This is a genomic window from Ulvibacter sp. 2305UL32-6 (assembly GCF_058148545.1).
In genome coordinates, this window is record NZ_JBYVKA010000005.1 from 127,593 (window position 1) to 153,374 (window position 25,782).

19 protein-coding genes and 2 tRNA genes are annotated in these 25,782 nt (G+C 39.7%); 5 read left to right on the top strand and 16 right to left on the bottom strand.

The window, feature by feature from the left end; translation table 11 throughout:
- Window positions 1–25: 25 nt before the first annotated feature.
- The 9 genes from ACY2RU_RS15545 to porU all read right to left on the bottom strand — a co-directional run bounded on the left by ACY2RU_RS15545 (window position 26) and on the right by porU (window position 12,294).
- Window positions 26–1,453, bottom strand: a complete 1,428-nt coding sequence (locus tag ACY2RU_RS15545) for a DUF389 domain-containing protein (protein WP_490139403.1) — start codon at window positions 1,451–1,453, stop codon at window positions 26–28.
- Window position 1,454: 1 nt separating this feature from the next.
- On the bottom strand, window positions 1,455–2,534 hold the full coding sequence (locus ACY2RU_RS15550; RefSeq protein ID WP_490139404.1) for a mannose-1-phosphate guanylyltransferase: 1,080 nt from the start codon (window positions 2,532–2,534) through the stop codon (window positions 1,455–1,457).
- Window positions 2,535–2,536: 2 nt separating this feature from the next.
- On the bottom strand, window positions 2,537–3,139 hold the full coding sequence (locus tag ACY2RU_RS15555) for a SprT-like domain-containing protein (RefSeq protein WP_490139405.1): 603 nt from the start codon (window positions 3,137–3,139) through the stop codon (window positions 2,537–2,539).
- Window positions 3,140–3,144: 5 nt separating this feature from the next.
- Window positions 3,145–3,831 (bottom strand): SDR family NAD(P)-dependent oxidoreductase, encoded by a 687-nt coding sequence (locus ACY2RU_RS15560; RefSeq protein ID WP_490139406.1) that lies wholly within the window; start codon window positions 3,829–3,831, stop codon window positions 3,145–3,147.
- Window positions 3,832–3,931: 100 nt separating this feature from the next.
- Window positions 3,932–5,569 (bottom strand): pyruvate dehydrogenase complex dihydrolipoamide acetyltransferase, encoded by a 1,638-nt coding sequence (locus ACY2RU_RS15565; RefSeq protein WP_490139407.1) that lies wholly within the window; start codon window positions 5,567–5,569, stop codon window positions 3,932–3,934.
- 3 nt (window positions 5,570–5,572) lie between these two features.
- On the bottom strand, window positions 5,573–6,571 hold the full coding sequence (pdhA, locus tag ACY2RU_RS15570; RefSeq protein WP_490139408.1) for a pyruvate dehydrogenase (acetyl-transferring) E1 component subunit alpha: 999 nt from the start codon (window positions 6,569–6,571) through the stop codon (window positions 5,573–5,575).
- A gap of 137 nt (window positions 6,572–6,708) precedes the next feature.
- Window positions 6,709–7,191: a cytidine deaminase gene (gene cdd, locus ACY2RU_RS15575; RefSeq protein ID WP_490139409.1), complete on the bottom strand. Its 483-nt coding sequence runs from the start codon at window positions 7,189–7,191 to the stop codon at window positions 6,709–6,711.
- A gap of 5 nt (window positions 7,192–7,196) precedes the next feature.
- Window positions 7,197–8,363, bottom strand: a complete 1,167-nt coding sequence (gene porV / locus ACY2RU_RS15580; protein ID WP_490139410.1) for a type IX secretion system outer membrane channel protein PorV — start codon at window positions 8,361–8,363, stop codon at window positions 7,197–7,199.
- Window positions 8,364–8,397: 34 nt separating this feature from the next.
- On the bottom strand, window positions 8,398–12,294 hold the full coding sequence (gene porU, locus ACY2RU_RS15585) for a type IX secretion system sortase PorU (protein ID WP_490139411.1): 3,897 nt from the start codon (window positions 12,292–12,294) through the stop codon (window positions 8,398–8,400).
- Window positions 12,295–12,513: 219 nt separating this feature from the next.
- Between porU and gldJ the strand changes: the two genes are divergently transcribed.
- From gldJ to ACY2RU_RS15605, 4 genes are all read left to right on the top strand, one after another.
- The gene (gene gldJ / locus ACY2RU_RS15590; protein WP_490139412.1) at window positions 12,514–14,187 is read left to right on the top strand and encodes a gliding motility lipoprotein GldJ; all 1,674 of its coding nucleotides are present in this window, start codon (window positions 12,514–12,516) and stop codon (window positions 14,185–14,187) included.
- Between the two features lie 114 nt (window positions 14,188–14,301).
- Window positions 14,302–15,591 (top strand): UDP-N-acetylmuramoyl-tripeptide--D-alanyl-D-alanine ligase, encoded by a 1,290-nt coding sequence (locus tag ACY2RU_RS15595; RefSeq protein ID WP_490139413.1) that lies wholly within the window; start codon window positions 14,302–14,304, stop codon window positions 15,589–15,591.
- A gap of 69 nt (window positions 15,592–15,660) precedes the next feature.
- Window positions 15,661–15,735 (top strand) — tRNA-Val (locus ACY2RU_RS15600).
- A gap of 238 nt (window positions 15,736–15,973) precedes the next feature.
- Window positions 15,974–16,048: transfer RNA gene (locus ACY2RU_RS15605), tRNA-Val, on the top strand.
- 23 nt (window positions 16,049–16,071) lie between these two features.
- Here ACY2RU_RS15605 and ACY2RU_RS15610 read toward each other — a convergent pair.
- Complete coding sequence (locus ACY2RU_RS15610) at window positions 16,072–17,289, bottom strand: bifunctional folylpolyglutamate synthase/dihydrofolate synthase (RefSeq protein WP_490139499.1); 1,218 nt, start codon at window positions 17,287–17,289, stop codon at window positions 16,072–16,074.
- A 4-nt stretch (window positions 17,290–17,293) separates the two neighbouring features.
- The gene (locus tag ACY2RU_RS15615; RefSeq protein ID WP_490139414.1) at window positions 17,294–19,783 is read right to left on the bottom strand and encodes a VPS10 domain-containing protein; all 2,490 of its coding nucleotides are present in this window, start codon (window positions 19,781–19,783) and stop codon (window positions 17,294–17,296) included.
- 272 nt (window positions 19,784–20,055) lie between these two features.
- Between ACY2RU_RS15615 and ACY2RU_RS15620 the strand changes: the two genes are divergently transcribed.
- Entirely contained in the window at window positions 20,056–20,817 is a 762-nt protein-coding gene (locus ACY2RU_RS15620) for an SDR family oxidoreductase (RefSeq protein WP_490139415.1), read from the top strand.
- Window positions 20,818–20,948: 131 nt separating this feature from the next.
- Here ACY2RU_RS15620 and ACY2RU_RS15625 read toward each other — a convergent pair whose 3' ends face one another.
- From ACY2RU_RS15625 to ACY2RU_RS15645, 5 genes are all read right to left on the bottom strand, one after another.
- Window positions 20,949–21,770, bottom strand: coding sequence for an energy transducer TonB (locus ACY2RU_RS15625; protein WP_490139416.1), 822 nt, complete (start codon window positions 21,768–21,770; stop codon window positions 20,949–20,951).
- 157 nt (window positions 21,771–21,927) lie between these two features.
- Window positions 21,928–22,320, bottom strand: a complete 393-nt coding sequence (locus tag ACY2RU_RS15630) for an ExbD/TolR family protein (RefSeq protein ID WP_490139417.1) — start codon at window positions 22,318–22,320, stop codon at window positions 21,928–21,930.
- 1 nt (window position 22,321) lies between these two features.
- Window positions 22,322–23,020 (bottom strand): MotA/TolQ/ExbB proton channel family protein, encoded by a 699-nt coding sequence (locus ACY2RU_RS15635; protein ID WP_490139418.1) that lies wholly within the window; start codon window positions 23,018–23,020, stop codon window positions 22,322–22,324.
- Between the two features lie 45 nt (window positions 23,021–23,065).
- On the bottom strand, window positions 23,066–24,448 hold the full coding sequence (gene nhaD, locus ACY2RU_RS15640; RefSeq protein WP_490139419.1) for a sodium:proton antiporter NhaD: 1,383 nt from the start codon (window positions 24,446–24,448) through the stop codon (window positions 23,066–23,068).
- 41 nt (window positions 24,449–24,489) lie between these two features.
- Window positions 24,490–25,716: a Glu/Leu/Phe/Val dehydrogenase dimerization domain-containing protein gene (locus ACY2RU_RS15645; protein ID WP_490139420.1), complete on the bottom strand. Its 1,227-nt coding sequence runs from the start codon at window positions 25,714–25,716 to the stop codon at window positions 24,490–24,492.
- Window positions 25,717–25,782: the final 66 nt, after the last annotated feature.

A 25,782-nucleotide genomic window follows, 5' to 3' on the forward strand; every position in this document is an offset into this window, starting at 1 on the left:
AAAAGGCGCCAATTTGGCGCCTTTTTTATTGTTCTACAATTTGTAACGTATCCAATTTCAAACGAATTTTCAGCAAAGCTTCCATCTGTTTCATTTGGACCTGTTTATCTTTTACTCTGATCTTTTTATTCCACTCAACAATAAATATTGGCACCGTATCTACACGTTCAAAGTTAGTGATGACCTTACTGGCATAGCCAAAACGATCTAAGTTTTCATAAGATACTTTAAGCTCTTTGCTCACTTCTTCAAAAGGGATATCCTTAACTTTTAAACGAGCCACTTCGTTCTCTAGGAAATCAATTCGATCATCTTTATCTCGAATACGCTGTTCGTTATTTACATAAAGTTCACTCAAAATATCAGCTTTTAGATCGCCCGATATCTTTTCTGCCAGTTCACCACTTTGATCTGCCCCTTGATAAACTCGCAAATTAGCTTCCTCCAATTTATCTGTTTCTTGTAAGTTTTTTAACCAAATGTTGATTTCCGCCTGAGGCACCGGACGCCCAATAAGGTATACATCAATATTCTTGGTTTCATAATTTTGGGTGAACTTTACAACCTCCGCACCGTCATACTGAATAACCTCATTCACAAATTGCTTGGTGCGTGTCTCAAATAGCTGCTCATCCAATAGATTGATAAACAACCAAACACTAGGCACCATAACTATCAGGGCAACCAAAGACGCAATCTGTGCGATGCGTCGACGTCGTTGAGAATTTGCATATCGTACCAACGGAAAACGCAGGATCTTCGCCACAATAAAGGTTGCCAAGGCAATAAACACAGCGTTAATCGAAAAGAGATACATAGCTCCTCCTGCGTAATTCAAATTGTTTATGGCCAGTCCGTAACCTACGGTACATAATGGTGGCATTAAGGCCGTTGCAATTGCTACTCCAAAGATCACACTGGCAATAGTACCACTCTTTGTTTTAGCAACAATTAACCCCAAACCACCAAAAATAGCTACCAATACATCCAGAATGGTTGGATAAGTACGAGCAATTAATTCGGGAGTTTCTTCTGTAAGTGGTGATAATTTGAAATAGAAAAATGCTGTGAGCACACTCAGCACAACCATGATTGTTAAATTAATAAATGAACGCCGCATGGTTTCAACGTCGTTGATTGCCACTGAAAGTCCGATACCAACAATAGGCCCCATCAATGGAGAAATTAACATGGCGCCAATTACAACCGCTGTGCTACTAACGTTAAGTCCAATAGAAGCAACAAAAATTGAAAAGATCAAAATCCAGGCCGTATGCCCTTTAAAAGGGATATCCTTTTTTACGGCTTCAATCGTAGCATCGCGATCTGTATCCTTATGGATATCAAAAAGTTCTACAAAGAACTGCTTAATACTATCCCAAGTATTCAGTTTTACGTGCTCAAACTCCTCATCATTAGGAGTGATATTTATATCATTATTGGGATCACTCATCTTAGGTATATTTTTTTCCGAAACTTTTAGAAATTTCAGCTAGTAACGTTTTGATCTCTTGTTCTTTCTTCTTCGGAAACAGCAAGAGTACATCTTCCTTGTCAACAATGATGTAATCACTAATACCATCAACAACCACCAATTTGTCAGTGGCGGTATAGATCATATTACCTTTTGCATCTGTTAAATGGGTTTTGGCTCTAACACAGGCATTTTCTGATGCTTCCGAAGTCATTTTATCATGTAAAGCTCCCCAAGTTCCAAGGTCATTCCAATCGAAGGTAGCTTTCTTTACAAATACATTCGCCGCCTTCTCTAAAATTCCGTAGTCAATAGAAATATTTTCAGCTAATTCGTAATTCATAGCGACAAACGCCTTTTCCTTCTCAGTATTATACACCGGACCGCCTTCCAAAAAAAGTGCATTCATTACAGGTAAATAATTTTCAAAAGCGTTTGTAATGGACGCAACGCTCCAAATAAATATCCCCGCATTCCACATAAAATTCCCTGCCGCCAAAAATTGTTTTGCGGTTTCGTAGTCTGGCTTTTCTCTAAACTGTTTTACTTTCTGTATTGAAGTTCCTTGAGTTTCTTCTGATTCGATATAACCGTATCCTGTATTAGGAAATGTAGGCTGTATTCCCAAAGTCATTAAAATATCTTTACGCTGTGCAGCGTCAAAACAAACTTGCACATCACTTATAAAAGCCGCTTCATCTTCGATCCAATGGTCACTAGGCGCCACGAGCATAAGGGCATTGGGGTTTTCTTTTTGGATTTTTAGTGCTGCCATCAATATACAGGGAGCCGTGTTTCTCATGGCAGGTTCTAAAACTACTTGCTTTTCTGAAATTTCTGGCAGTTGCTCTAATGTTAGATCTAGGTATCTATCATTGGTAAGGATATAAATATTTTGTGATGGAATGAGCATATTAAGACGTGAAAAAGTCTTTTGCAATAAAGTTTGCCCTGTTCCAAGCATATCGTGAAATTGCTTCGGAAGATCAGTAGTGCTTACTGGCCAAAAGCGAGAGCCGATACCGCCGGCCATAATTACTGCGTAATAATTGGTATTCATATTTAGGTCGATTTCAAAAATTCTACTTCAGCATTTGGATTAAATAAGTACATCCGTCCTGTAGCTACTTCCAAACATTCATAACGTTTTACACGTTTATTCCCTCGTTTAAAGACTTTCCCATTATACAAACGAAACAATCCACCAGCGGGTATTTCAAAGATATAGTTTTTATCATTGGGTGGGTCGTATTGTTTTAAGGCAATGGCTAACCTTGCGTCTGTATCGCTCGTGGCCTTAGGATTTTTAAAGTGTAAGGCTAGTAATGGTAATAACTCCTTCGGAAACACCTGCGGTCTTATAAAAGGCAGCATCAAGACCTGAAAGCTGTGCTTCCATTCCTTTCCGTGCGGCTTGATATTTCTCCCGTACTTTTGAAATGCCACAAGATGTGCAATTTCATGAATAAGTGTGATAAAAAACCGATACGCATTAAGGTTGGCATTCACTGTTATTTGATGCTGTCCGTCGGTTAACTTGCGGTAATCTCCGTGCCGTGTAACGCGTTCATTAACGATCTTGAGATGTACATTGTTTGCTTTGATCAATTCAAATGTTGAAAAAACGGCCGCCTGCGGAATATATTTCTCAAGTACTTCTGTCATAGATATTAGGGAGTTGAACTAGAAACTTCAAGCACTTTTCCGTTATAGAATTTTTGCCCATTAATTGAAAAATCCATAATATAATTTGCCATTTCCCGAGCCGTTAAGGGCGCTTCATATCCTGGAAAAGCCTCTTCCAGCATTTCAGTCTGAACAGCGCCAAGAGCAAGCGCATTAAAAGACGGCCCAGTTTCTTTGTATTCTTCAGCAAGCACTTCAGTCAAAGTGATAATAGCTCCCTTACTGCTACTATACGCAGCCAGACCAGGAAACTTTGCACTGCCTTGTACTCCACCCATACTACTAATATTAACTACATGCCCATCCTTTTTCATAAATGGCAAAACGGTTTGCGTAAGCATGGCCGCTCCAAAAACATTTACAGCGTAGCTGTCTTGAAAGTCTTCCAATTTTAATTTTGAAAAAGGTTTACTAACTAAATAGCCCGAATTATTAATGAGTATATCTACATGTTTCCATTGCTCTTTAATAAAAGTAGCTACTTTTTTAATGTCTCGAGCATCGGTGATATCACAAGAAAAGCACTGACAGTTTGAAATATCTAAACCCGATACAGGCGCCGCATTTCGGGATAATGCCAATACATTATGGCCAGCATCGGCTAACAACGGAACCAATTCATAGCCTATTCCACGGCTTGTTCCGGTAATAATAATATTCTTCTTCTTCATATTCTAAATATACAAAATCCCGCTAGCAACAATATGATGATAGCGGGATTATTATTTTCAATTTCGTGTGTTTAGTACTCACTATTTCCGAAGGAAATCCTTACACAAACATCGTAACTGGATTTTCAATATAGTTTCGTAAGGTCTGTAAAAACTGTGCTCCCGTGGCTCCATCAACCGTTCTATGATCACAGGCTAGGGTTACAGTCATTGTGTTTCCAATAGCAATAGCGCCATTTTTTACAACTGGCTTTTGAATGATCGCTCCAACCGATAAAATAGCCGAATTTGGCGCATTAATAATAGAGGTGAACTCTTTAATACCAAACATCCCTAGGTTGGAAACTGTAAAAGTACTTCCATCCATTTCTTGCGGTGTGATCTTTTTATTTCTTGCCTTACCAGCTAATTCTTTTACATTCGCTCCAATTTGTGAAAACGTCATTTGATCTGCAAATTTGAGTACAGGAACTAACAAACCTTCATCTACCGCCACCGCTACTCCAATATGGATATGTTTCGCTATACGAATAGCATCTTGTGTCCACTGACTGTTCACCTGAGGGTGTTTTCGCAATGCCATGGCACAGGCCTTTACAATCATATCGTTATACGAGATCTTAACATCCGGATCGCTATTGATCGCTGCACGCGAAGCCATAGCATTATCCATATCCAACTCGATAGTCAAATAATAGTGTGGTGCCGTAAATTTAGATTCTCCCAGACGTTTCGCAATTGTTTTGCGCATCTGCGAGTTTTTGATTTCTTCAAAACTCTCGGTTCCCACAGGCTGATACGAAGCCGCTCCCGAAGCACTTGGCTGGTAACTTTCAATATCGCTCTTTACAATACGACCATTTTCACCACTTCCTTGTACATTGCTGAGCGAAATACCTTTGTCCTCAGCCATTCTTTTAGCTAAAGGTGAGGCAAAAATTCTTTTCCCATCTGAAGCAGAAACTTCTTTCGATTTTGTGACTGGTGTTGCTGTTTCTTTATTTTCTTTAGCTTCTACCTTTTTCTCTTCGGAAGGTTTTGCCGCTACTTTTTTCTCTTCGGTTTTGGTTGGTTTTCCTGAAATACTAGAAACATCGGTTCCTTTTGGCCCAACAATGGCGAGCAAAGCATCAACTTTAGCGGTTTCGCCTTCGGCGATCCCAATTTTTAGAAGCGTACCCGAGTAGAACGATTCAAACTCCATCGTTGCTTTATCGGTTTCTATTTCTGCAAGAATATCACCTTCTTCAATGGTATCTCCTTCTTTTTTTAACCAACTTGCCACAGTTCCTTCTTCCATGGTATCGCTTAAGCGCGGCATAGTGATAATCTCAACACCTTCGGGAAGATCATTGCTTGTATTTTCTTCTGAAGACTTTTCGGCCTTGTCATCTTCTTCTTCAGAAGATGGTGAATCATCTTCCTTTTCTTCAGAAGCACTTTGAGTATCCGTTTCCGAAGTACTTCCACTACCTTTTAAAATATCAGAAATATCTTCTCCTTTTTTACCAATGACAGCCAAAAGCGTATCTACTTTAGCAGTTTCCCCTTCTTGGATTCCGATATGTAGAAGCACACCTTCGTGAAAGGATTCAAACTCCATCGTTGCTTTATCGGTTTCAATTTCAGCAAGAATATCACCTTCTTCAACGGTGTCTCCAACCTTTTTTAACCATGTTGCAACGGTTCCTTCTTCCATGGTGTCGCTAAGACGCGGCATATTGATTACTGTTGCCATAGGTTATAATTTATGCGGTAAAAATGGATAATTCTCTTGGTCATAGACAACGTCGTACATAACATTCTTCTCAGGATATGGAGATTCCTCAGCAAATTTTTCACATTCGCTTACCATCTCTTTAACACGTTTGTCTATTTTTTTGATATCAGCTTCTGATGCCCATTTATTTTCGTAAATGGTGTGTAAAACATAAGAAATAGGATCTTCCTCTTGTTTTTTAGCCACTTCTTCTTTTGTTCTATAATGTTGTGCATCACTCATAGAATGACCACGATAGCGATAAGTTCTTATTTCTAAAAATGTTGGTCCGTCGCCACGTCTTGCACGTGCAATGGCCTCATCCATTTCCTTTGCAACAACATCGGGTTTCATTCCATCAATAGGTTTACAAGGCATCTCATACCCTAAACCTAGTTTCCAAATATCTGTATGGTTGGCTGTACGTGCTACTGAAGTTCCCATGGCATAACCATTGTTTTCAACACAAAAGACAACTGGTAATTTCCAGAGCATGGCTAGATTAAATGTTTCGTGTAATGAACCTTGTCGTGTAGCTCCGTCACCCATATAACATAAAGTTACCGAATCTCGGTCGTGATATTTATCACCAAAAGCTAATCCAGCCCCTAGTGGTATTTGTCCACCAACAATCCCATGTCCGCCATAAAACCGATGTTCTTTCGAAAAAATGTGCATAGAACCACCTAAACCTTGCGATGTGCCTGTTCCTTTCCCATAGAGCTCTGCCATGACGCGTTTAGGATCAACACCCATACCAATAGGTTGAACATGGTTTCGGTAAGCCGTAATCATACGATCTTTGGTAAGATCCATAGCGTGCAATGCGCCCGCTAAAACGGCTTCTTGTCCGTTATATAAATGAAGAAATCCTCTTACTTTTTGGTTGATATATACTTGAGCTAATTTATCCTCAAACTTGCGCCAGAACAGCATATTTTCGTACCAATCAAGGTAGGTCTTTTTTGTAATTTTTTTCATCTACTACAGTATGTACATTACTGAAAAAGGCTTCAGTAAATTTTTCGCAAGTAACAAAAATACTATAATAAAATTTTCTATGAAACTTTAAATGCCGAAAGTAGAAAAGCGAGCTGTAAAAGTCAAAATTACAAATACTACAAGTATGAGCTGTCGAAGATAAAAGGCAATAGATCTTGAACCGAATTGGCTTTAACCACTTTTCCTGTCTCACCCATAAAGTAGATCGCGATGGGTGTTTTTTGGTTGCTTTCATACTCGGCGAGCGCTTGTCTGCAGGCTCCGCAAGGAGGCGTAGGCTTATCGACCGTGTGATTTAAAGATTTTACGGTAATCGCCATATACTTTACCGTCATATGCGGATAAACAGCACCCGCGTGATAAATAGCGACCCGTTCTGCACACAATCCAGATGGATATGCTGCATTCTCTTGATTACTTCCGAAGATGACCTCTCCTGTTTCTAATTCAAGTGCAGCGCCCACTTTAAAAGACGAATAAGGCGCATAAGCATTTTCACGTGCTTGCTGCGCCTTAGTCATTAGATTTTGTATCTCGGAGGGTAATTCAGAAATTGTATCGTAAACTTCCAGATACGTTTCAATTTTTATTTTTTTCAAGGTATTTAGTATTCGCTATACTCGTCTCCAAAATTGAAAGTTAGTCCAAAACGAAGTGTACCTTCCAAAGGACTCACCACTTTCGAAGTAGAGAATAAGTATGAAATATCAATATTAATGGTAGTATACTTAAATCCAGCTCCTAAAGAGGCAAACTTTCTAAATCCTTTTTCTTCGCTTTCATTGAAATATCCAAGGCGAAATGCAAAGGCATCTTGATACCAATACTCTGCACCTAATGCCCAAGTAAATTCTTTTAACTCTTCGCTAAAGCCATCTGGAGCATCTCCAAATGATGAAAAGATCCCACTAAAAAAGCTTTCATTGTAATAATCATCCTCGCGGTCAATTGTACCATCATTGTTGGAATCACTAGGAGTTGGAACTAATAGTTTATCAACTTCCATTGTAAGACCTACTCTATTGTACTCATCTAGGATAAAGTCGAAACCACCACCTAAAGACATGTTTGTTGGCAAGTTATTTTCTTGACCTGTTTCGTCATATTTAAACTTCGGACCAATATTCGAGAAATTAAAACCTGCTCTCCAGCGCCCGTCGAAGTCATTATAAGCTACTTCTTCACTTTGGTAATAACCAGAGATATCAACTGCAAAGCTACTAGCCGCAGTTGCATCTTCATTAGAAGCTTGAATTTTCAAGTTAGAATTAAGGTATCTACCAGTAACCGCCATAGAAAAACGCTCACTTAATCTCAATGCATAGGTAAGATCAAAAGTAAATTCGTTAGGTTTTTGCAGAAGCGGTAGCTGGTCTATTGTTTGTCTCAACTCAACTTCTCCTAAACTAAAGTAGCGAAAACTCGCTGCTACAGCGCTCTGCTCATTAAGTCTGTTGTAATATGTTACATTTCCTAAGAAAATATCATTTACCAATTTGCTTAAATAAGGAGTATATGTAACCCCAATACCTTGCTTTGAAATTGCAAAGGCGTATTTAGATGGATTCCATTGTTGTGAAAATGCGTCTGTAGAGGTTGCAACTCCCATATCTCCCATTCCGGCGGAACGAGCATCGGCTGCAATAAACAGGAACGGAACTCCTGTGGTAATCACTCTATTATCAACATTTGAATTGGTTGGTGGATCATCTTGCGCAATTGCGTTTAGCGCAAATAAGCCAATGAATATTGGCATTAAAACTTTCTTCATGAGGTCAAATTTTGGACAAATATACTTTTAATTTTTAAAGGATAACAAGTTTTTCAAATTTTTCAACTTGCTTGTTTGTTAACGTAGATTTAACAGTAATCTTATATACATAGACACCTTTTCCTATGCGATCACCAAAATCATCTCGGCCATCCCATGTAATTTTTCTAGATAAGAAGCCTTCAGTTGTATCAATATCGTTTCTGGTCCAAACCACCTTACCAGTGATGGTAAACACCTGAACCTGTATCTCTAAGGGCTCAAAAGGCCGGTTGTGATTGAACCAAAACTCGGTGTAGTCAACAAACGGATTCGGATAGTTTAGAACACGTGTAATTTTTAAGCTATTATCACCCGCTACAATAAATTGAATTTCGGCAGTTGAAGAATTATTATAGACATCCCACGCCTTAAATGTCAAGGTATGTAGTCCTTCTTCCAGATCACGCAATCGATACGACATGTTTCCCCGCATATAGTCATCTACATCTGCTTGGTAATACTCATTTAAAACAATAGGATTGGCTTCATCTCCATCTAAGATCGCGATCATGTCATGACCAATTCCACTTGCCGTATTCAAACCATTTTCGTCTTCCAGTTTAGCAATTAAAATAGGAGAATCATTGGTGTACCCTCCAGACGCAAAACTTTCGTCATTCATAAAAAGACTTATAAGTGGTCCCTGATTATCTTCCGCTGCGTTTTCATTTAAGCCTCCTACTTTAATAGCCAAATTAAAACCAGCCTGATCTTCAAATTCATTTTCTTTTTGAGAATACAAACTAACTCGGCCGCGACCTACAGGTATTTGAATATCCCTTGGCACTACAAAATCAAACTCAAATAAGCCATTTGTAACAGAAGCCTTTCCGTTGAACAACCCTTCACCAAGCGTCTTAAAGTTTAGTTTTACAACGTTGTTCGTATCGCCGTCGCCATCATAATCATTCGCATCATCTTTTGTTCCGTCATTTCCCAAAGTTTCGCGCTGAACGTATTTGTCATATACTTTAGCTTCCAATGTTCCATTATAGTTAGTCAAAAGATTACCAACCTCATCAACCACTTCACCCCCCATTCGAACTTTGCTTAAGGCCTTCAAGGTATCTGAAACTAAACTAATAGGCTCTCCATTTAATGTTGTTAGGCGAATACTGGGTTTAGGGAAAGCCAATTCCATGGCCGGATCCCCTATATAAAAAACCACGCGTTTTAAAACATCGCTACTCAGTTCATTTTTCGAAAGCATTAACGCTTCGGCTGGCGTTACGTAATCACTTGTTCCGTAGCCAAAAAGAATAGGAGCTAAAACTTTATTAAAGGTCACACCAAGAGTAACTCTTATGGACCGGGTTGTAGTAATAAGACTTACAGCCCCACCCTCCCGGTTGTCGTACATCAATTCACCTGCTGTGATACGGATCGGGTTATCAAATCGGGTATATTCACAGGTTACTGTGACAAATAATGGCAACCTATCTCTATTTTGGAGTGATTGGGCGTCGGTTTTAGTAAATATATATTCTTTAGCCAATCCATCTTCACCTCCATGACCAAAATAAGTAATGATCAACGCCCCTACATCGATCGCACTGTTCATAGCCTTTGTCACTTCAGGATATCGATCTCCTCCGGCAGAAGCTTCTTGCTGAAAGGCATCGGTATGGATCTTTTTTACATTGATAAACCCCTTATTATCACCAATATCATCTCCAATTTCATCGAGTGTAACTTCTAAAGATCCGTATTCGTATAGTTCATCAACATCATCTGAAACCAATAAAAAGTTATTTCGCCAGTTTCCATAAGAGCGTTTTGTACTGTAATTAATGATCTTATCGACCATCGCATTGGCAGAGGCCACATCATCACACAATATACGGCCAACAGCAGCATCCATTCGATCACTAGCTTCCATCTCACCAGAAGTTGGATCAAAACATACAAAAAAGTCATCCGATACAAATGAAGTTGTGGTACTGATACTTTCTAAGGTATGCCAAGACGGAACAATATTATCGTTACCTGCAATTCGATCTTTATAGTCTACGGAAGTATCTCCCAAGAGACCTACATATTTCAATTTATCGGTTACTCCGTTGTCATATACATATTTAAGAAAGTTACGAATAGCCGAAATATCTTGCTTCCCAGAACTGAATTCTTCATAGATCTTTTCAGTAGGAACAACTTTTACACGTAAACCCCTCAGATCTTTATGATGTTTAGCCAACCTCAAAGCTGGTTGAATCAAAAAAGAAGGTGCTATAATGATATAATCTACATCTTGAAATGCCCCAGAGGCATCCTGAAAGATAGTCCCCTTTAAATTCTGATTTGCAACCTGTGACTGAGCTATTTTGATGGGAGTATAAAAATCTGTCTTGTGAACAGCCACATAATCCCGGATCTCTCCAAGATTAGCTTTAAAAGAAATACTCGATCCATCTTCATTGGGTTTAAATCCAATATTTCCTTTATTTGTCACATCCCACACCGCTTGATAATCGGTCATATTTCCTAACTCGTATGCCCCAACACCGCTCAAGGTTTGTGCATTATTATAGCGAAAATTGAATTGAGACCCTGTACCTATAAGCTGTGCCAAAGCCCTAATTCGAATATAATCAAGGTACGCAATGCTTGAGGGATTACCCGCATTACTGTATTCTAAGTCTACAGTAACTTCTCCAGAATTTGGAGCTGGTATCTGCCCTTCATAACTCTTTACACTCAAAATATCAGAAATTGAAAACATTAATGGGTTTACGCTAGTACCATTAATAGAAATAGCCATTGAAGTTGAAGTTGCCGAAACTGCACCAGCTTTCACCGTGACATCCATCTGAGAACCCCCTACCAGATTTTGAAAAGCAAAAGAATACGACTGGCTACTCTCAATGTCAAAACGATTCCCAAACCATTTTCTCCCTACTTTACCTGGGCTTTCTTCATCCAACTCATGAAATTGATATGCATCATAGCTCGTAATAGTAGTAGTTGGAGCGGCTGATGGCTCAACCATGGGTTGTATTCGCAAACCCGGATCGCCGTCGGCTGTAATATAATAATAGGCTTCATCACTATACGGATTAATATGTGAATCAATGTTTTCGTCGGTCTTTCGGTCAAAACCCAGTGTTCCTATTCCGTAGAATAACACATAATCTTCATTATCAAATGAACCATCTTCTTCGCCGATGACCTGAATAGCATTTTGAGGAAGATCGTATTCACTATTTCTTGAAACTAAGAGAGGAAGCGGCTTTCCACCATGTCCGTACACCTTTAATCTTCTGGGATCAAGGTTAGATGTATTCATTCCGAGGTCATTTAAAAAACTTTTGCTCAAACGATAGATTCCTGTTTCACCAATTTGAAACTTGTACCATGCTCCCGTAGCTAATACTGAATTTGAAATAGGCATTCTAACGTTTTGTGGCGCACTAGACCTATATGAATAGGAGATCTCAAAGGAAGTGACCTTCTGAAAAATTCCGTTTCTTTTTACCACAGGCGAAATACTCACCATAGTATAAATAACCCCACGCCCTTCTGTACTAATAATATCGTAAGATATGGTCTCTGGCACTAGCGTTACATCGATCTTTTGTTGTTCTTCCGAAGAAAGCGCAGTGTATTGCACATTGCTGAGCTGCAATGAATTTTCATTAGCATACCCGGTGTCCCCCCATTGCTCGCGATACGTAAACACACCATTTGCGTATGAAAGATTTAATCGGGCAATGGCATCCTTACGACGCTCTTGATATGTTTTCTTATCTGTTAATTGAGTCGAATTATTAGCGTCCGCAGATAGCGGCAGCGTCTCTGAAATCGAATTCCAATCGATAGAAATACGCTTTACCTGAGAAAAAGCAAATAGCGGTAAGCATAGTAAAGTAAGTAAAAAGAATGTTTTTTTCATTATAGTAGTAACGTGTCAAATATACACTTAGTATGAAGGTTTTTTCAAAAGTTTTATATGAAAAAAGGTATTTGTGCATACTAATTAAAAAAGTAATACGTTTGCAATTGGGTTAGTGAGTAAAAATCACTAGACCTAACAAGCAATATTCACAAAATAATATTGCAATTTTATCGTTAATTACTATATTGCGAACCCAATTTCTTCATAATTGAAACTATGAACTTGACAAAAACTCTGGCCCTTAGGCTACTTATGGTAGTAATTTTTTCTACCGTTTTAATCAGTTGTAACAAGTCACGAGACTATAAAGATAGTTCCCGTGCTACAGGATGGAAACTAAACTCTAAAGACGGCGGATTTCAGTACAATCCGAAAGCCAAAGAACAAGAAACTGGCCCTGGCCTAGTCTTCATTGAAGGTGGAACGTTTACCATGGGTAAAGTACAAGATGACCCAATGCACGATTGGAACAACTCTCCTAATCAGCAACACGTTCAGTCCTTTTATATGGATGAAACAGAGGTGACCAACTTAATGTACTTACAGTATCTGGATTGGATCAAGAGTGTATTCCCTCCGGAAAACGAAAATTATCGTAAAATTTACGAAGGCGCACTACCCGACACTTTAGTTTGGAGAAACCGCCTAGGTTTTAACGAAGTGATGACCAACAACTACTTACGCCACCCTGCATATGCCGAATATCCTGTTGTAGGAGTTAGTTGGGTGCAAGCTGTTGAGTTTAGTAGCTGGAGAACAGACCGTGTAAACGAATTAATCCTTGAAGAAGAAGGAATTACTGCTCGTGGCGCCCGTTATGACGTGGAGCCTGGTCAAACTTTTAGCACAGAAACTTATTTAAATTCTCCAACATCTGCCTACGGCGGAAGCGACTCTATCACACGTGGTGGAAAACGCTCAGAAATGTTAGCGAAGAAAAGTAAAGACAGTACCAATTTATACATTCAACGTAAAGACGGTCTTTTGTTGCCCGGATACAGACTTCCAACGGAAGCTGAGTGGGAATATGCCGCTTTAGGTATGTCTAGTTTACGCAACTATAATGTTTATAGAGGAAGAAAGAAATATCCTTGGGACGGTCAATATACACGTTCAGGAGCTAGACGATCACGTGGTGACCAATTAGCTAACTTTAAGCAAGGTGATGGAGATTACGGTGGAATCGCTGGATGGAGTGATGACGGCGCTGATATTACTGCTGAAATCAAATCATACGAACCTAATGATTACGGTTTATATGACATGGCAGGTAATGTTGCCGAATGGGTAGCTGATGTATACCGCCCGATTGTAGATGACGAATTTAATGATTTCAATTATTACCGTGGAAATGTTTATACCAAAAACGCTATCGACAAAGACGGAAAAGTTAAGATCGTAACCACCGATTCTATAGTATTTGATACTTTAAGTAACGGAAAGATCGTAGCTCGTAACCTTCCTGGTGAAATTCTACAGGTTCCAGTTGACGAAAACGAAACGTACTTACGTACAAACTTCTCAACAAGTGATAACAGAGACTATCGTGATGGAGACAAAAGCTCAACACGCTACTATCAGTCGTTTGGTGAAGAAGATGAACCAGAGGATGAGAACAAGCGTATGTACAACTCACCAAAACACAGAGTTGATTCGGATAGCACAGGAACTATGGATCGTCAATTTGACCAAAATACAACCCGTACTACACTTGTAAACAATGAGGTGCGAGTTTACAAAGGTGGTTCATGGAGAGATCGCGATTACTGGCTAGACCCAGCACAACGTCGCTATTTCCCACAAGATATGGCTACCGATTATATTGGTTTTAGATGTGCAATGTCACGTGTTGGATCAAAATCTAAAAAAGGAAAAACGCCTAGAGATTAATTAGGCACACTAGCAAATAAACAAACCCTCTCTAGCATATGCTTCAGAGGGTTTTTTTGTATCTTTAATTTAAGCTGAAAATTTTAGTTTATAATCTTTAATCGCAAAATTATATTGAAAATAGAAACTCTTCACCAGCATTTCCTCAACAGCAGCGGTATTTGCACTGATACGAGAAACATCAAAGAAAACTGTCTTTATTTTGCACTAAAAGGCGACAATTTTAACGGCAACCAGTTTGCTCAAGAAGCCTTAGACAAAGGTGCATTAAAAGTAATTATTGATGAAATAGGCTCACACAAGAACACAGGCGAAACTATATTGTGTGCAAATAGCCTAAAACTACTGCAAGAGCTTGCCACCTATCATCGGGAATATTTAAAGGTGCCAATCATTTCACTCACCGGCAGTAATGGAAAAACCACAACAAAAGAACTCATTAGTTGTGTACTGTCGAAAAAATATCAAACCGTCGCAACCAAAGGCAATTTAAACAACCATATTGGTGTACCTCTTACCCTTCTTTCAATGGATTCACAAACTGAAATTGGAGTTGTTGAGATGGGCGCTAATCATATCAAAGAAATTGAAGCACTTTGCAAGATCGCAAAACCAAATTACGGTTATATTACCAATTTTGGGAAAGCTCATCTTGAAGGTTTCGGAAGTATTGAGGGAGTTATTCAGGGGAAAAGTGAACTATATCAATTTTTAATAAAAAACAAAGAAGCTATTTTTCTGAATGCCGATGATCCTATTCAGAAAAAATTATTGCTCAATTATGCTAAAAAGTACGGCTTTAGCGAAAGCGATCCGAAATATTTTAAAATCAGTTATAAAACAGCAGATCCTTTTGTTGTTCTGGAAGTTGATAACACTGTAATTACCTCCAACTTGATCGGTAAATACAATTTCACGAACATAGCTGCAGCAATTATCATAGGACATTTTTTTAACGTTCCAATTGCCCACATCAAAGATGCAATAGAAGAGTATATTCCTACAAACAACCGGTCACAACTTATTGAAAAAGCTGGACATAAGATCATACTCGATGCCTATAACGCAAACCCCAGTAGTATGATGGCTGCATTGGAGCATTTTGAAAAAAATGCAGGTGACAACAAAGTTGTTTTTCTTGGTGACATGTTTGAATTGGGCAATGATGCAGCGCAAGAACATCAAAAAATCTTAGATTGGTTAAAGGAGCATTCATTTACCCAATGCTACCTTATTGGTCAAAACTTCTACCGTACCAAAACAGAGACTCCTTTTTTGCATTTCTTTAAAACTTTTGATGATCTAAAAGCGCACTTAGGCACGGTATCATTGACACAAAGTGACATCCTCATCAAAGCATCTCGTGGTATGGCGTTAGAACGGATATTAGATCTATTAAAATAATTGAAATAATTTTAAATTTATGTTTGCCAAATAATAAAACTACCTTATATTTGCCCTCGCTAACAGTGAGGGCGCTTAGCTCAGTTGGTTCAGAGCACTTGGTTTACACCCAAGGGGTCGGGGGTTCGAATCCCTCAGCGCCCACTTCATTTAGGAAATCCCGATACAAATTTGTGTCGGGATTTTTTTTTGCATTCACCTTACCCGAACGATATAACAACAGAGGCAGTCATTTAGAAAAAAAACATGACTTAATCATTTCAATATTACGTACTAAATAGTTTATTAAAATAATTTGACAAAACTTTAAACTATTCGACCTACAAAATTGTACTTTAGTACTACTTATTCGTACTCGTATAAACGGCGAGAAAAAGTATTCGGAGTGTTAGCTCAGTTGGTTCAGAGCACCACCTTGACAGGGTGGGGGTCATTGGTTCGAATCCAATACACTTCACTGAAAACCCAACGCAATATTACCTAAACAACTTCAGCAACAACAAAGGTACTTCCTCCTATAAAAATAAGGTCGGTTAATTCAGCGGTATCTAACGCTTGTAAATATGCGTCATTTACAGAAGTAGAGACCTCTCCTACAAGATCAAAAGCTCGCGCCCTTTCTTTTAATATCGCTGCTTCCATACCTCTTGGAACATCGGGCTTACAGAAATAATACCGTGCTGTTTTAGGAAATAATGGCAATATCTGATCCAGATCCTTATCACTTACAACACCCAGAACAATATGCAAGTGTTTATAATTTTGTTCTAATAACTGCGGAATCACCCACGACAGCCCCTCAGCATTATGAGCCGTATCACAAATCACCTTCGGGCTCTCCCTTAGCGTTTGCCATCGGCCAAGTAAGCTCGTATTCTTAACCGTTTGTAACAGACCCTGTGTGATGTTTTCTTCCGAAATAGCCCAACCCAGCTTTTGAAGCATTTGTATTGAAGCTAAGACGGTCTGTTTATTTTTCTTTTGATAGCCACCTTTTAGATCAGCATTATACGGTTTAAACATTATGTCTTCAGCAAAAAGGATAGCAGCTTCTTTTTCTTCGGCAATTGCAATGAAAACTTTTGCTGTTTCGGGATGGCGTTCACCTATAACCACAGGAATCCCCTTTTTGATAATGCCCGCCTTTTCCGTAGCAATTTCAGGCAGCGTATTCCCTAAAAATTGTGTGTGATCTTTTCCAATATTGGTGATCACAGAAATTTCAGGTGTGATCACATTGGTACTGTCCAGACGACCGCCCATTCCAACTTCAATTATAGCAATATCAACTTGCTCTTTTCTAAAATAATCAAATGCCAAACCCACAGTCATTTCAAAGAATGAGAGTTTATTCTCCTCAAAAAATAATTTGTGCTTCGATATAAAAGACGACACCGCTTTTTTTGGCATCATCTTCCCATTGATCTTAATACGTTCTCTAAAATCTTTTAAGTGTGGCGAGGTGTACAAACCTACCTTGTATCCCGCCTCTTGAAGCACTGATGCCAACATATGACTCGTACTCCCTTTCCCATTGGTGCCTGCCACATGAACGCTCTTAAAGGCATTTTCTGGGTGATCTAAATATGCCGATAAAACTAAGGTATTTGACAAGTCGGCTTTATAGGCTGTTTTCCCTACTCGTTGGTACATGGGCAACTGGGCATACAGCCATGCTATCGTTTCTTTGTATTTGATGAGCTTATTTTTTTAGAAGTTTTTTAATAATTTTTGTGTCACCATCTGTGATCTCAACGAAATATTGCCCTGAAGCCAAGTGTGCTATATCAATCTGGCTATTGTTTCCTTCGGAAATTATAGCGCGAAGAGCGGTCCGTCCTAATACATCAAAGAAGATCATTGAATTCGCCTCAAATGATTCAGGCCAAGATACATTTACATAAGTTGATGCAGGATTGGGCGCTATTCGTAGATCTATAGCAATAGTTTCTTCAGAATTACCTAAAATCACACTAGACAGGTCGATCTTATAACTTGAGCGTCCATAAGTAGCTATATAAAGTTGTTGTGATCCTTCGTGAATATGCATATCATTAACAACCACCGACGGTAAATTACCGCCAATTACCTCCCAAATACTTCCTTCGGTACCACTTCCGAAAACACCTACATCGGTTGCAACATACAATCTTCCTTCACTATCGCGAACAATATCATTGACAGGAATATCTGGTAATCCAGCGGAAATATCATACCAAAAAGCACCTCTATCTAAGCTTCGATATACATGCCCCGTATCTTCACCATACCGATAGCCAGAATAGGTCACATATACCGCATCTTCATCATCCCTCGATGCCAAAACCGAAGTCACCCAGCGGTTCGGAAGGCTTGCTGAAATATTCTCCCAATTGTCTCCGCCATCTTCAGTAATCCATACGTTACCGTCATCTGTTCCTACATAGATCAAATCACCATTAAAAGGAGAAACGCTAATACTTGTGATCGTTCCATAAACCAAATTCCCTGTATATGGCCCACCTGTAAGCTCCGGACTTATTGCAGTCCAATTTCCAGCGCCATTTGTTGTTTTGTACAGCCTATTAGCGCCGTAATACAATGTCTGAGAATTGGATGGATCAAATGTTATTGGCGTATCCCAATTTTTTCGATCTCCATTTGGAATTCCATTGGTTGCATTACTGAAGTTTATACCGTTGTTAGTAGATTTCCCGAGGTTTCCATATTGCGATAATGCATAAATAACATCCGTGTTTTCTGGATCCACTAAGGGCTGGAATCCATCGCCTCCAAAAATAACATCCCAATCGTCATCGTTCCCTGTAACCGTTCTAATCGTACTATTATCTTGCGCTCCCCCATAGATCTTATCATCGTTCTGTGCGTCAACATAAAAACGATAAAACTGTGTGATAGGTAAGGTTTCATCTTTTACTGAAGTGGCTCCGTTATTATCGCTAAGATAGAGTCCGCCGTCATTTCCAAGCAATACTCCACCAGGAATCATGGTGTTAAAAGCAAGCGCATGCTGATCGACATGTACATTCGGAAAGGCGGCGCTCCAGTTCATTCCCCCGTCGGTTGACTTTTGCACTTCAAAATCTACGTTATAGAGCACATCTTCATCGGTTGGATCAATATATATTCCTCGAAACCACCAATGAAAACCTACATTGCTCAATTGATTTGAATTGCGTTCTGTCCAGATGTCTCCACCGTCATTTGTGCGATAAACACCTTGAATGCTTCCGTTGGCATCGGCATATCGCGCAAAAAGCACATCGGGATTCGATTGCGAGATATCAATACTAATTCGCCCTTTCTCTGTTGGATTCGATGGCAAACCATTGGTCATTTCATCCCAGGTATCACCTCCATCATTAGAACGCCATAATCCTGAGGTTTCACCACCATACTGACGTGCAGCAGGTCTTCGAATACGTTCCCAGCTAGCAGCATAAAGTAGATTTCCATTATTTGGATGAATTACCATATCGACAATGCCTGTAGAATCACTAATAAATAATTTCTGTTCCCAGCTTGCACCGCCATCCGTTGTTTTATAAACACCTCGATTTGTATCTTTTCTGAATAGCGGCCCCATGACACCAGCATAAACCACATCATTATTGGCTGGATCAATAAGTAACTTTCCTACGCTACCCACATTGGGGAGCCCTTTGCTTTCCCAAGTAAGTCCGCCATCAGTTGATCGATACATTCCATCGCCATCATACGCTAGTGATCCTCCTCCTGCATTTACTTCACCAGTTCCAACCCAAACGATATCTGGGTCTGTTTTTGAAAGTTCAATATCGCCAATAGACAACATTTCCTGTTCATCAAAAATAGGAAGCCATGTAGCCCCTGCATCGGTAGTTTTAAAAATTCCTCCGGAGGCAGCACCAACATAAAAAGTAGCACCATCATCAACTGGAATTTCAATATCAGTAATACGACCACCTACGTTTACAGGCCCTACAAACTCCCAAAGAAGACCGTTTGCCGCACGTTTCGTTTGTTGCTTTTTCCATTGCACTGCCTTGCGATAGGCATCAGTTTTTAGCTCACCTGTGGGGTAAGCTCGCTGTGCAAACATAATATCGTGTGGTTTTTTTTCGAAATTTTCTTCGGAAATTTTAATGCTCCCTTTTTCGTGACAGGCGAACAATATCAAAGATGGAACAAGAAGGAGTATAAATTTTTTCATGATGGCAATTTTCTAAAAATAAAGATAGTGAAAAAGACAGAAGGATGACAGATGTTAATACTGCAGGTAAGGTGTTGGGTGCTGGGCGTTGCTAGATGTGTCATTCTAAATAGCATAAGAAAAAAATCATCCACGACTTGCTTATAAAGCACAGTTCGAAAATTACAAAACATTCATAGTCTCCAAAGCATAAAGCGTAATGCCTAAAGCCACCAATTGATCAATTTCGTTATCTTTATGCTTAGGAAACAGCACTATAAAAAACGATTAAAATGAACAGAAATAAAATTGCTTTAGTAACTGGTGGAAGTCGGGGTTTGGGAAAAGACATAGCCATAAATCTAGCTAAAAGAGGTGTCGATGTGGTACTAACATATCATTCTAACAAATCCATGGCTGAAGAAGTTGTTAAAGAGATCACTGCTATAGGGCAACGTGCTCACGCTTTTCAATTAGACACAAGTAAAGTAGACACCTTTGATACTTTTTTTAAACAATTAAGCACCTATTTAGGGCAAGAATACGGAACATCGCATTTTGACTTCTTGATCAATAATGCTGGAACGGGAATCTACAAACCCTTTATGGAAACTACCGAAGAACAATTTGATGAAATGTCGAATATTCATTTAAAGGGTGTGTATTTCCTTACGCAAAAAGCATTGGCCTTTATGCCAGACGGTAGTAGCATTATAAATATTTCATCTGGTTTGGCGCGTTTTACCTTTCCGAATTCTTCCGCTTACGCAGCAATGAAAGGCGCTGTAGAAGTCTTTACACGTTACCTCGCAAAAGAATTAGGCTCACGTAAGATTAGAGCAAACGTAGTTGCACCAGGAGCAGTTGCGACCGATTTTGGAGGAGGAGAAAATAAATCGAACGACCAAAAAAGAGCACTTGTATCTAATGTAACGGCTTTGGGCCGTGTGGGTGAACCCGAAGACATTGGAAGCGTGGTTGCTTTTTTATGTAGTGATGATGCAAAATGGATCAACGGGCAGCGTATTGAGGCTTCTGGAGGATGTATGCTTTGATTAGCTAAAAAGCTAAAAAATAGGCTTTCAAAAGTTGATTAGAATTTACCAATCACTAGTCACTGTTCACTGTTCACTAAACTATAGTGTATGGAAATAATGCCTTTAGAAATAGAAGCTCATCAAACCCACTACTCCCCTAACTTAAAATTATAGATGATCTTACCGATCTGTTTGGCAGGAGCATTGGCATCTTGGTTAAACTTGGTAGCGCGTGCATTTTCCTCTGCCTTTTGAATAAGACAGCGCGTATTATTAGTTGTACCGCGAGCGCCACCTTTGGCAGAGATGACCTTTCCGTTGCGGTCTACTTCAATACTAACCACAACCAAGCCCGCTTCATTACATTCTTGCGGGTTTCTAATTTTATTAACGGCTTTTCGACCGCCTAAAAGATAATTTCCATCGCCATCTAAACCTTTTCCCGTTCCGTAGTAACTCTGTGCGTTGGGATCACCATTTGGATTCCCTTTGTCACCAGGTTTTGTGTCGTCACCTTCTCCGCCTTTAGCGGTTCCGTCACTTTTTGGTCCGTTAATTAGATTAGACAAGGCATCGCTGGTGGTTTTGTCTGGTTTTGGATCTGGCTTCTTTGGAGGATCCTTTTTAGGTTCTACCTTTACGGGCTTTTCAACCTGCTCGGTTTTGGGTTTGTCTTTTTTAATTACTGGCGCGTCCTCGGTATCCTGGGTAACTACATCTTCCTTAATGTCGCTTTTGGGTTGCTCAACCGGTGGTGGTGTATTTTGTTTGGGTGCAGATTTGATCGCTTCGGTAGGTTGAATGTTTCCGGAGCCTTCATCTGTGGTTCCAAAGTTAACAGCGATACCATTTTCTGGCGCTGGATCGAGATATGTTAGTCCGACGAAAAAAAGCAATAGCAAAATGATCACGTGTAAAATTACCGTGATGGTCATGCTCTTTTTCTTATGTTTTGTATCTAAAAGACTCATTATATTATTTAGTACCAAAAGTTATACCGAAGCCGAAACCCGCGTTAGGGATTGAACGATGCTACCCCGCCTTCACGTTCATTGGACGGGCAGGCGTGTAGCAGTGAAAGCCCGACGCAGACCAAGCGTAGCGAGCGTCTGGGTAACGCCCAAAAACTTAATTAGGACGTACTGCTAAAACGACTTTAAAGTTATTTTTATTGGCGATGTCCATTACAAAAACGGCATCTTCAATAGGCACGCCTTCTTCGGCACGCAAGATCAAGGTTGGTTCTGTTTGTCCGGCCAAAGCACTTGTTAAAGCTGACTCGAGGGTGTATTCGCTTACACGTTCTTTATTGACATAGTAGGCACCGTCTTTTGTAATACTGACGGATGCTTTTTGAGCATTGGTGCTTTTTCCTTTAGCTTTAGGTAAAATAAGGTCTAAAGCGTCTGGGGTGATCGCCGGTGAGGTCAATAAGAAAAATACCAATAACAGAAATACGATATCGGTCATGGAGCTCATGCTGAATTCTGGGCTGACTTTATTTCTTCCGCGCAAATTCATACTAAGCTGGCTCGTTTAAAAGGTCTAAGAAATCTACTGCTGTGGCCTCCATTTGATGAACGACCTTATCGGTACGCACGACCAAGTGGTTATACCCCATATAGGCAATGATCCCTACGATCAATCCTGCTACAGTGGTTGTCATTGCTGTATAGATACCTTCAGCAAGGGAACCCATTTCTGCTTGTCCGCTACTAGTTGCCAATTGATGAAAAGCCAATACCATTCCGATTACGGTACCAAGGAAACCGATCATGGGTGCTGCTCCTGCAATCGTTGCAAGAACACTAACGTTCTTTTCTAGTTTGTAAACTTCGAGACGTCCCGCATTTTCGATGGCTGTATTGATATCTTCCAAGGGGCTACCTATACGAGAGATTCCTTTTTCGGTAAGACGTGAAACGGGACTATTTTGTTGGGCGCACAATACTTTTGCACCTTGCAGATTTCCTGTCGCTACGTGATCACGAATTTGATTCATAAAGTTACCATCCATTTTGGAGGCTGCTTTGATCGCAAACAAACGTTCAAAGTAAATATATACAGCTACAAACAGTAAAATAAAAAGTACTCCAATTATAATTTGTCCGCCAAGGCCTCCATTTACGAGGAGTTCCATGATGGAAAGGGTTTTTTCGGTTACTTCCGGTTCTAGTAATTCAGCATCTTGTGCAGTTTCCTGCAAAAGGGTATTTAGCATAGTGTTTAAGTTTAGGTCAATAACGAGATTTGGCGGCTAAAATTGTTAGGCATGGTGAAATATAACTCGCTCGAAAAGCAAGAAAACACCAGCACCAGCGATAAAACCAACGAAAGCCAACCAAGCAATTTTTTTAAGGTACCAGATAAAGTCGATTCGCTCCATCCCCATAGCAGCTACACCAGCGGCAGAACCAATGATAAGCATACTTCCACCTGTTCCTGCAGAATAGGCAATAAAGTGCCATAGCACCGAATCGGTTGGACTGTCGTACATTCCTATAGAAGCTGCTACTAGCGGTACATTATCAATAACTGCTGAACAGATTCCAAGTAGAATAACCACAATATCTTGGTTTGGTATTGCAGCCTGTAATACCTCAGCTAAATAGCGAAGGGTTCCCACCGGGTCGCCATTTTCGGCAACGCCATATACCAAACTTTCCAATCCAGCTACCGCCATCAATATTCCTAAAAAGAAAAGAATACTAGAAATTTCGATACGTGATAACGCTTTATGAGCCGAATATAAATGTCTTCTTTCTTTGCTAAAATCTTCTTCTGGATGGATATATTCTGAAACCAACCAAACAATCCCTAAGGCAAACATCATCCCAACATAGGGTGGTAGATGTGTAATTGTTTTAAAAAGCGGAACAGAAACGATCATTCCTAACCCTAAAAAAAGCATAGTTTTACTACTTAATAAACGTTCTGCATCTTCATCTTCTGTGTTATCAACCTCTATTTGCCCTTTAAAAGCTGGTAAATAACTTGCAATTAAGAACGGTAATACAAAACATACGATAGATGGCAATACTACAAATTCGATCAATCCTGCTGCGGTTACCTTTTTGGCAATCCAAAGCATGGTTGTAGTAACATCACCAATGGGTGACCAAGCACCACCAGCATTGGCTGCAATAACAACCATCGCGGCATACCAAAGGCGATCTTCACGTTTTACAATAAGCTTTCTTAATAAGGTAATCAATACGATCGTTGCGGTAAGGTTATCGATGATCGCTGAAAGAATAAACGCCAAGATCCCAATGATCCAAAGGAGTTTTCGCTTACTCTTTGTTTTTACAGCTCCTTTAAGGATCTCAAAACCACGATGGAGGTCGATAATCTCGACAATAGTCATGGCTCCAATAAGAAATATGAGAATTTCAGCAGTTTTTCCTAAGTGATGTAAGAGTGTATTCTCGAATCCTTCCGAGGCCACCTCACCACCGCTTAAAAAATTGAAGGCTCTTTCATGAGTGTCTATTACATCAAACCAACCTGCATGAAACCCAACGGCTAAAACAGCCCAAATAAGCGCTGCCATGATAAGTGCAGGTACCGTTTTGTCTAGCTTTAAGGGATGTTCTAACGTTATAGAAAGGTATCCAATGACAAAAATTAAGATGATAATTGATTCCATAGTGTGAGGTTATTATGACCCAAAAATTGAGAAATTATTACTTATAGTAACTCCTTCAAAGCAATTTCGAAGGCAGTTTTGCTAATATTTGTTTTAGTGCTGTTATTGTCGAATGTATTCTGAATTGCATTCTTTATGGTGATCGACGTATCGTTAAAGATAGCCTCGTCGGTCATTTGTACTTTTCGCTCCATAAAATAGGCAAAAACACGTGCCATCCCGCAGTTACTAATAAAATCGGGGATCAAACTAACACGTTCGTCTGTTGACTCCATAATACTTCCGAAGAAAATTTCTTTATCGGCAAAAGGCACATTGGCACCACAGCTAATCACTTCCAGCCCTGTATCGATCATCCTCGATATCTGGTCTTGTGTGATCAAACGGGAAGCCGCACAGGGTGCAAATACCTCACATTCTAATGACCAAATTTTGTCATTGATCTCTTCAAACGACATCATATTATCTGCAACAAGGGTATTTCCATCCTTCTGAAGAAATAATTGTTTAATTTCCTCAAATGTAAATCCGTCTTTGTTTATAATTCCACCAACACGGTCTATAATTCCAACCACTTTAGCTCCCATTTGGGCCAAATAATAAGCGGCCGCAGCTCCCACATTTCCGAAGCCTTGTACGATTGCGCGCTTTCCTACTACATTTCCACCGTAAATATCATAATAATGACGAACTGCTTCGGCTACCCCGTAACCGGTTATCATATCGGCTACTGTATATTTTCTAGAAACATCGGGTGAATAATTGGTGTTTTCTAATACTTTGATAACACCTTGGCGCAACTGACCAATACGATTGATCTTGTCTGCCTCAGTTGGCGCAAAATGACCTGTAAAAACACCCTCTTGCGGATGCCAAACGCCACTCTGCTCTGTTATTGGAATCACCTCATGAATTTCATCTACGTTTAGATCGCCACCTGTGCCGTAATACGACTTTAACAAGGGCGAAACCGCCTTATACCAGCGCTCTAAGACTCCCTTTTTTCGCGGATCACTAGGGTCGAAATTAATTCCACTCTTTGCACCCCCAATAGCAGGACCAGAAACGGTAAATTTTACCTCCATGGTTTTAGCAAGTGATAACACTTCATTTTCATTTAGACCAACACGCATACGTGTTCCACCGCCAGCAGCACCACCTCGCAAGGAGTTGATAACCGTCCAGCCTTCGGCTTCGGTTTCGGGGTCATTCCAGTGAAAAACAATTTCGGGTTCTTTATTCTCGTACTTTTTAAGAAGTTCTTTCATGTAGTAGATTAGTTACAACTCTCCAAATTCTAATTTGGGAATAACACGACAAATATAAAAAATTGA

Excerpts from the sequence above, each read along its gene's own strand:
- ACY2RU_RS15545 (WP_490139403.1), bottom strand. The coding sequence starts at position 1,453 with ATGAGTGATCCCAATAATGATATAAATATCACTCCTAATGATGAGGAG.
- ACY2RU_RS15550 (WP_490139404.1), bottom strand. The coding sequence starts at position 2,534 with ATGAATACCAATTATTACGCAGTAATTATGGCCGGCGGTATCGGCTCT.
- ACY2RU_RS15555 (WP_490139405.1), bottom strand. The coding sequence starts at position 3,139 with ATGACAGAAGTACTTGAGAAATATATTCCGCAGGCGGCCGTTTTTTCA.
- ACY2RU_RS15560 (WP_490139406.1), bottom strand. The coding sequence starts at position 3,831 with ATGAAGAAGAAGAATATTATTATTACCGGAACAAGCCGTGGAATAGGC.
- ACY2RU_RS15565 (WP_490139407.1), bottom strand. The coding sequence starts at position 5,569 with ATGGCAACAGTAATCAATATGCCGCGTCTTAGCGACACCATGGAAGAA.
- pdhA (WP_490139408.1), bottom strand. The coding sequence starts at position 6,571 with ATGAAAAAAATTACAAAAAAGACCTACCTTGATTGGTACGAAAATATG.
- porV (WP_490139410.1), bottom strand. The coding sequence starts at position 8,363 with ATGAAGAAAGTTTTAATGCCAATATTCATTGGCTTATTTGCGCTAAAC.
- porU (WP_490139411.1), bottom strand. The coding sequence starts at position 12,294 with ATGAAAAAAACATTCTTTTTACTTACTTTACTATGCTTACCGCTATTT.
- gldJ (WP_490139412.1), top strand. The coding sequence starts at position 12,514 with ATGAACTTGACAAAAACTCTGGCCCTTAGGCTACTTATGGTAGTAATT.
- ACY2RU_RS15615 (WP_490139414.1), bottom strand. The coding sequence starts at position 19,783 with ATGAAAAAATTTATACTCCTTCTTGTTCCATCTTTGATATTGTTCGCC.
- ACY2RU_RS15620 (WP_490139415.1), top strand. The coding sequence starts at position 20,056 with ATGAACAGAAATAAAATTGCTTTAGTAACTGGTGGAAGTCGGGGTTTG.
- ACY2RU_RS15625 (WP_490139416.1), bottom strand. The coding sequence starts at position 21,770 with ATGAGTCTTTTAGATACAAAACATAAGAAAAAGAGCATGACCATCACG.
- ACY2RU_RS15630 (WP_490139417.1), bottom strand. The coding sequence starts at position 22,320 with ATGAATTTGCGCGGAAGAAATAAAGTCAGCCCAGAATTCAGCATGAGC.
- ACY2RU_RS15635 (WP_490139418.1), bottom strand. The coding sequence starts at position 23,020 with ATGCTAAATACCCTTTTGCAGGAAACTGCACAAGATGCTGAATTACTA.
- nhaD (WP_490139419.1), bottom strand. The coding sequence starts at position 24,448 with ATGGAATCAATTATCATCTTAATTTTTGTCATTGGATACCTTTCTATA.
- ACY2RU_RS15645 (WP_490139420.1), bottom strand. The coding sequence starts at position 25,716 with ATGAAAGAACTTCTTAAAAAGTACGAGAATAAAGAACCCGAAATTGTT.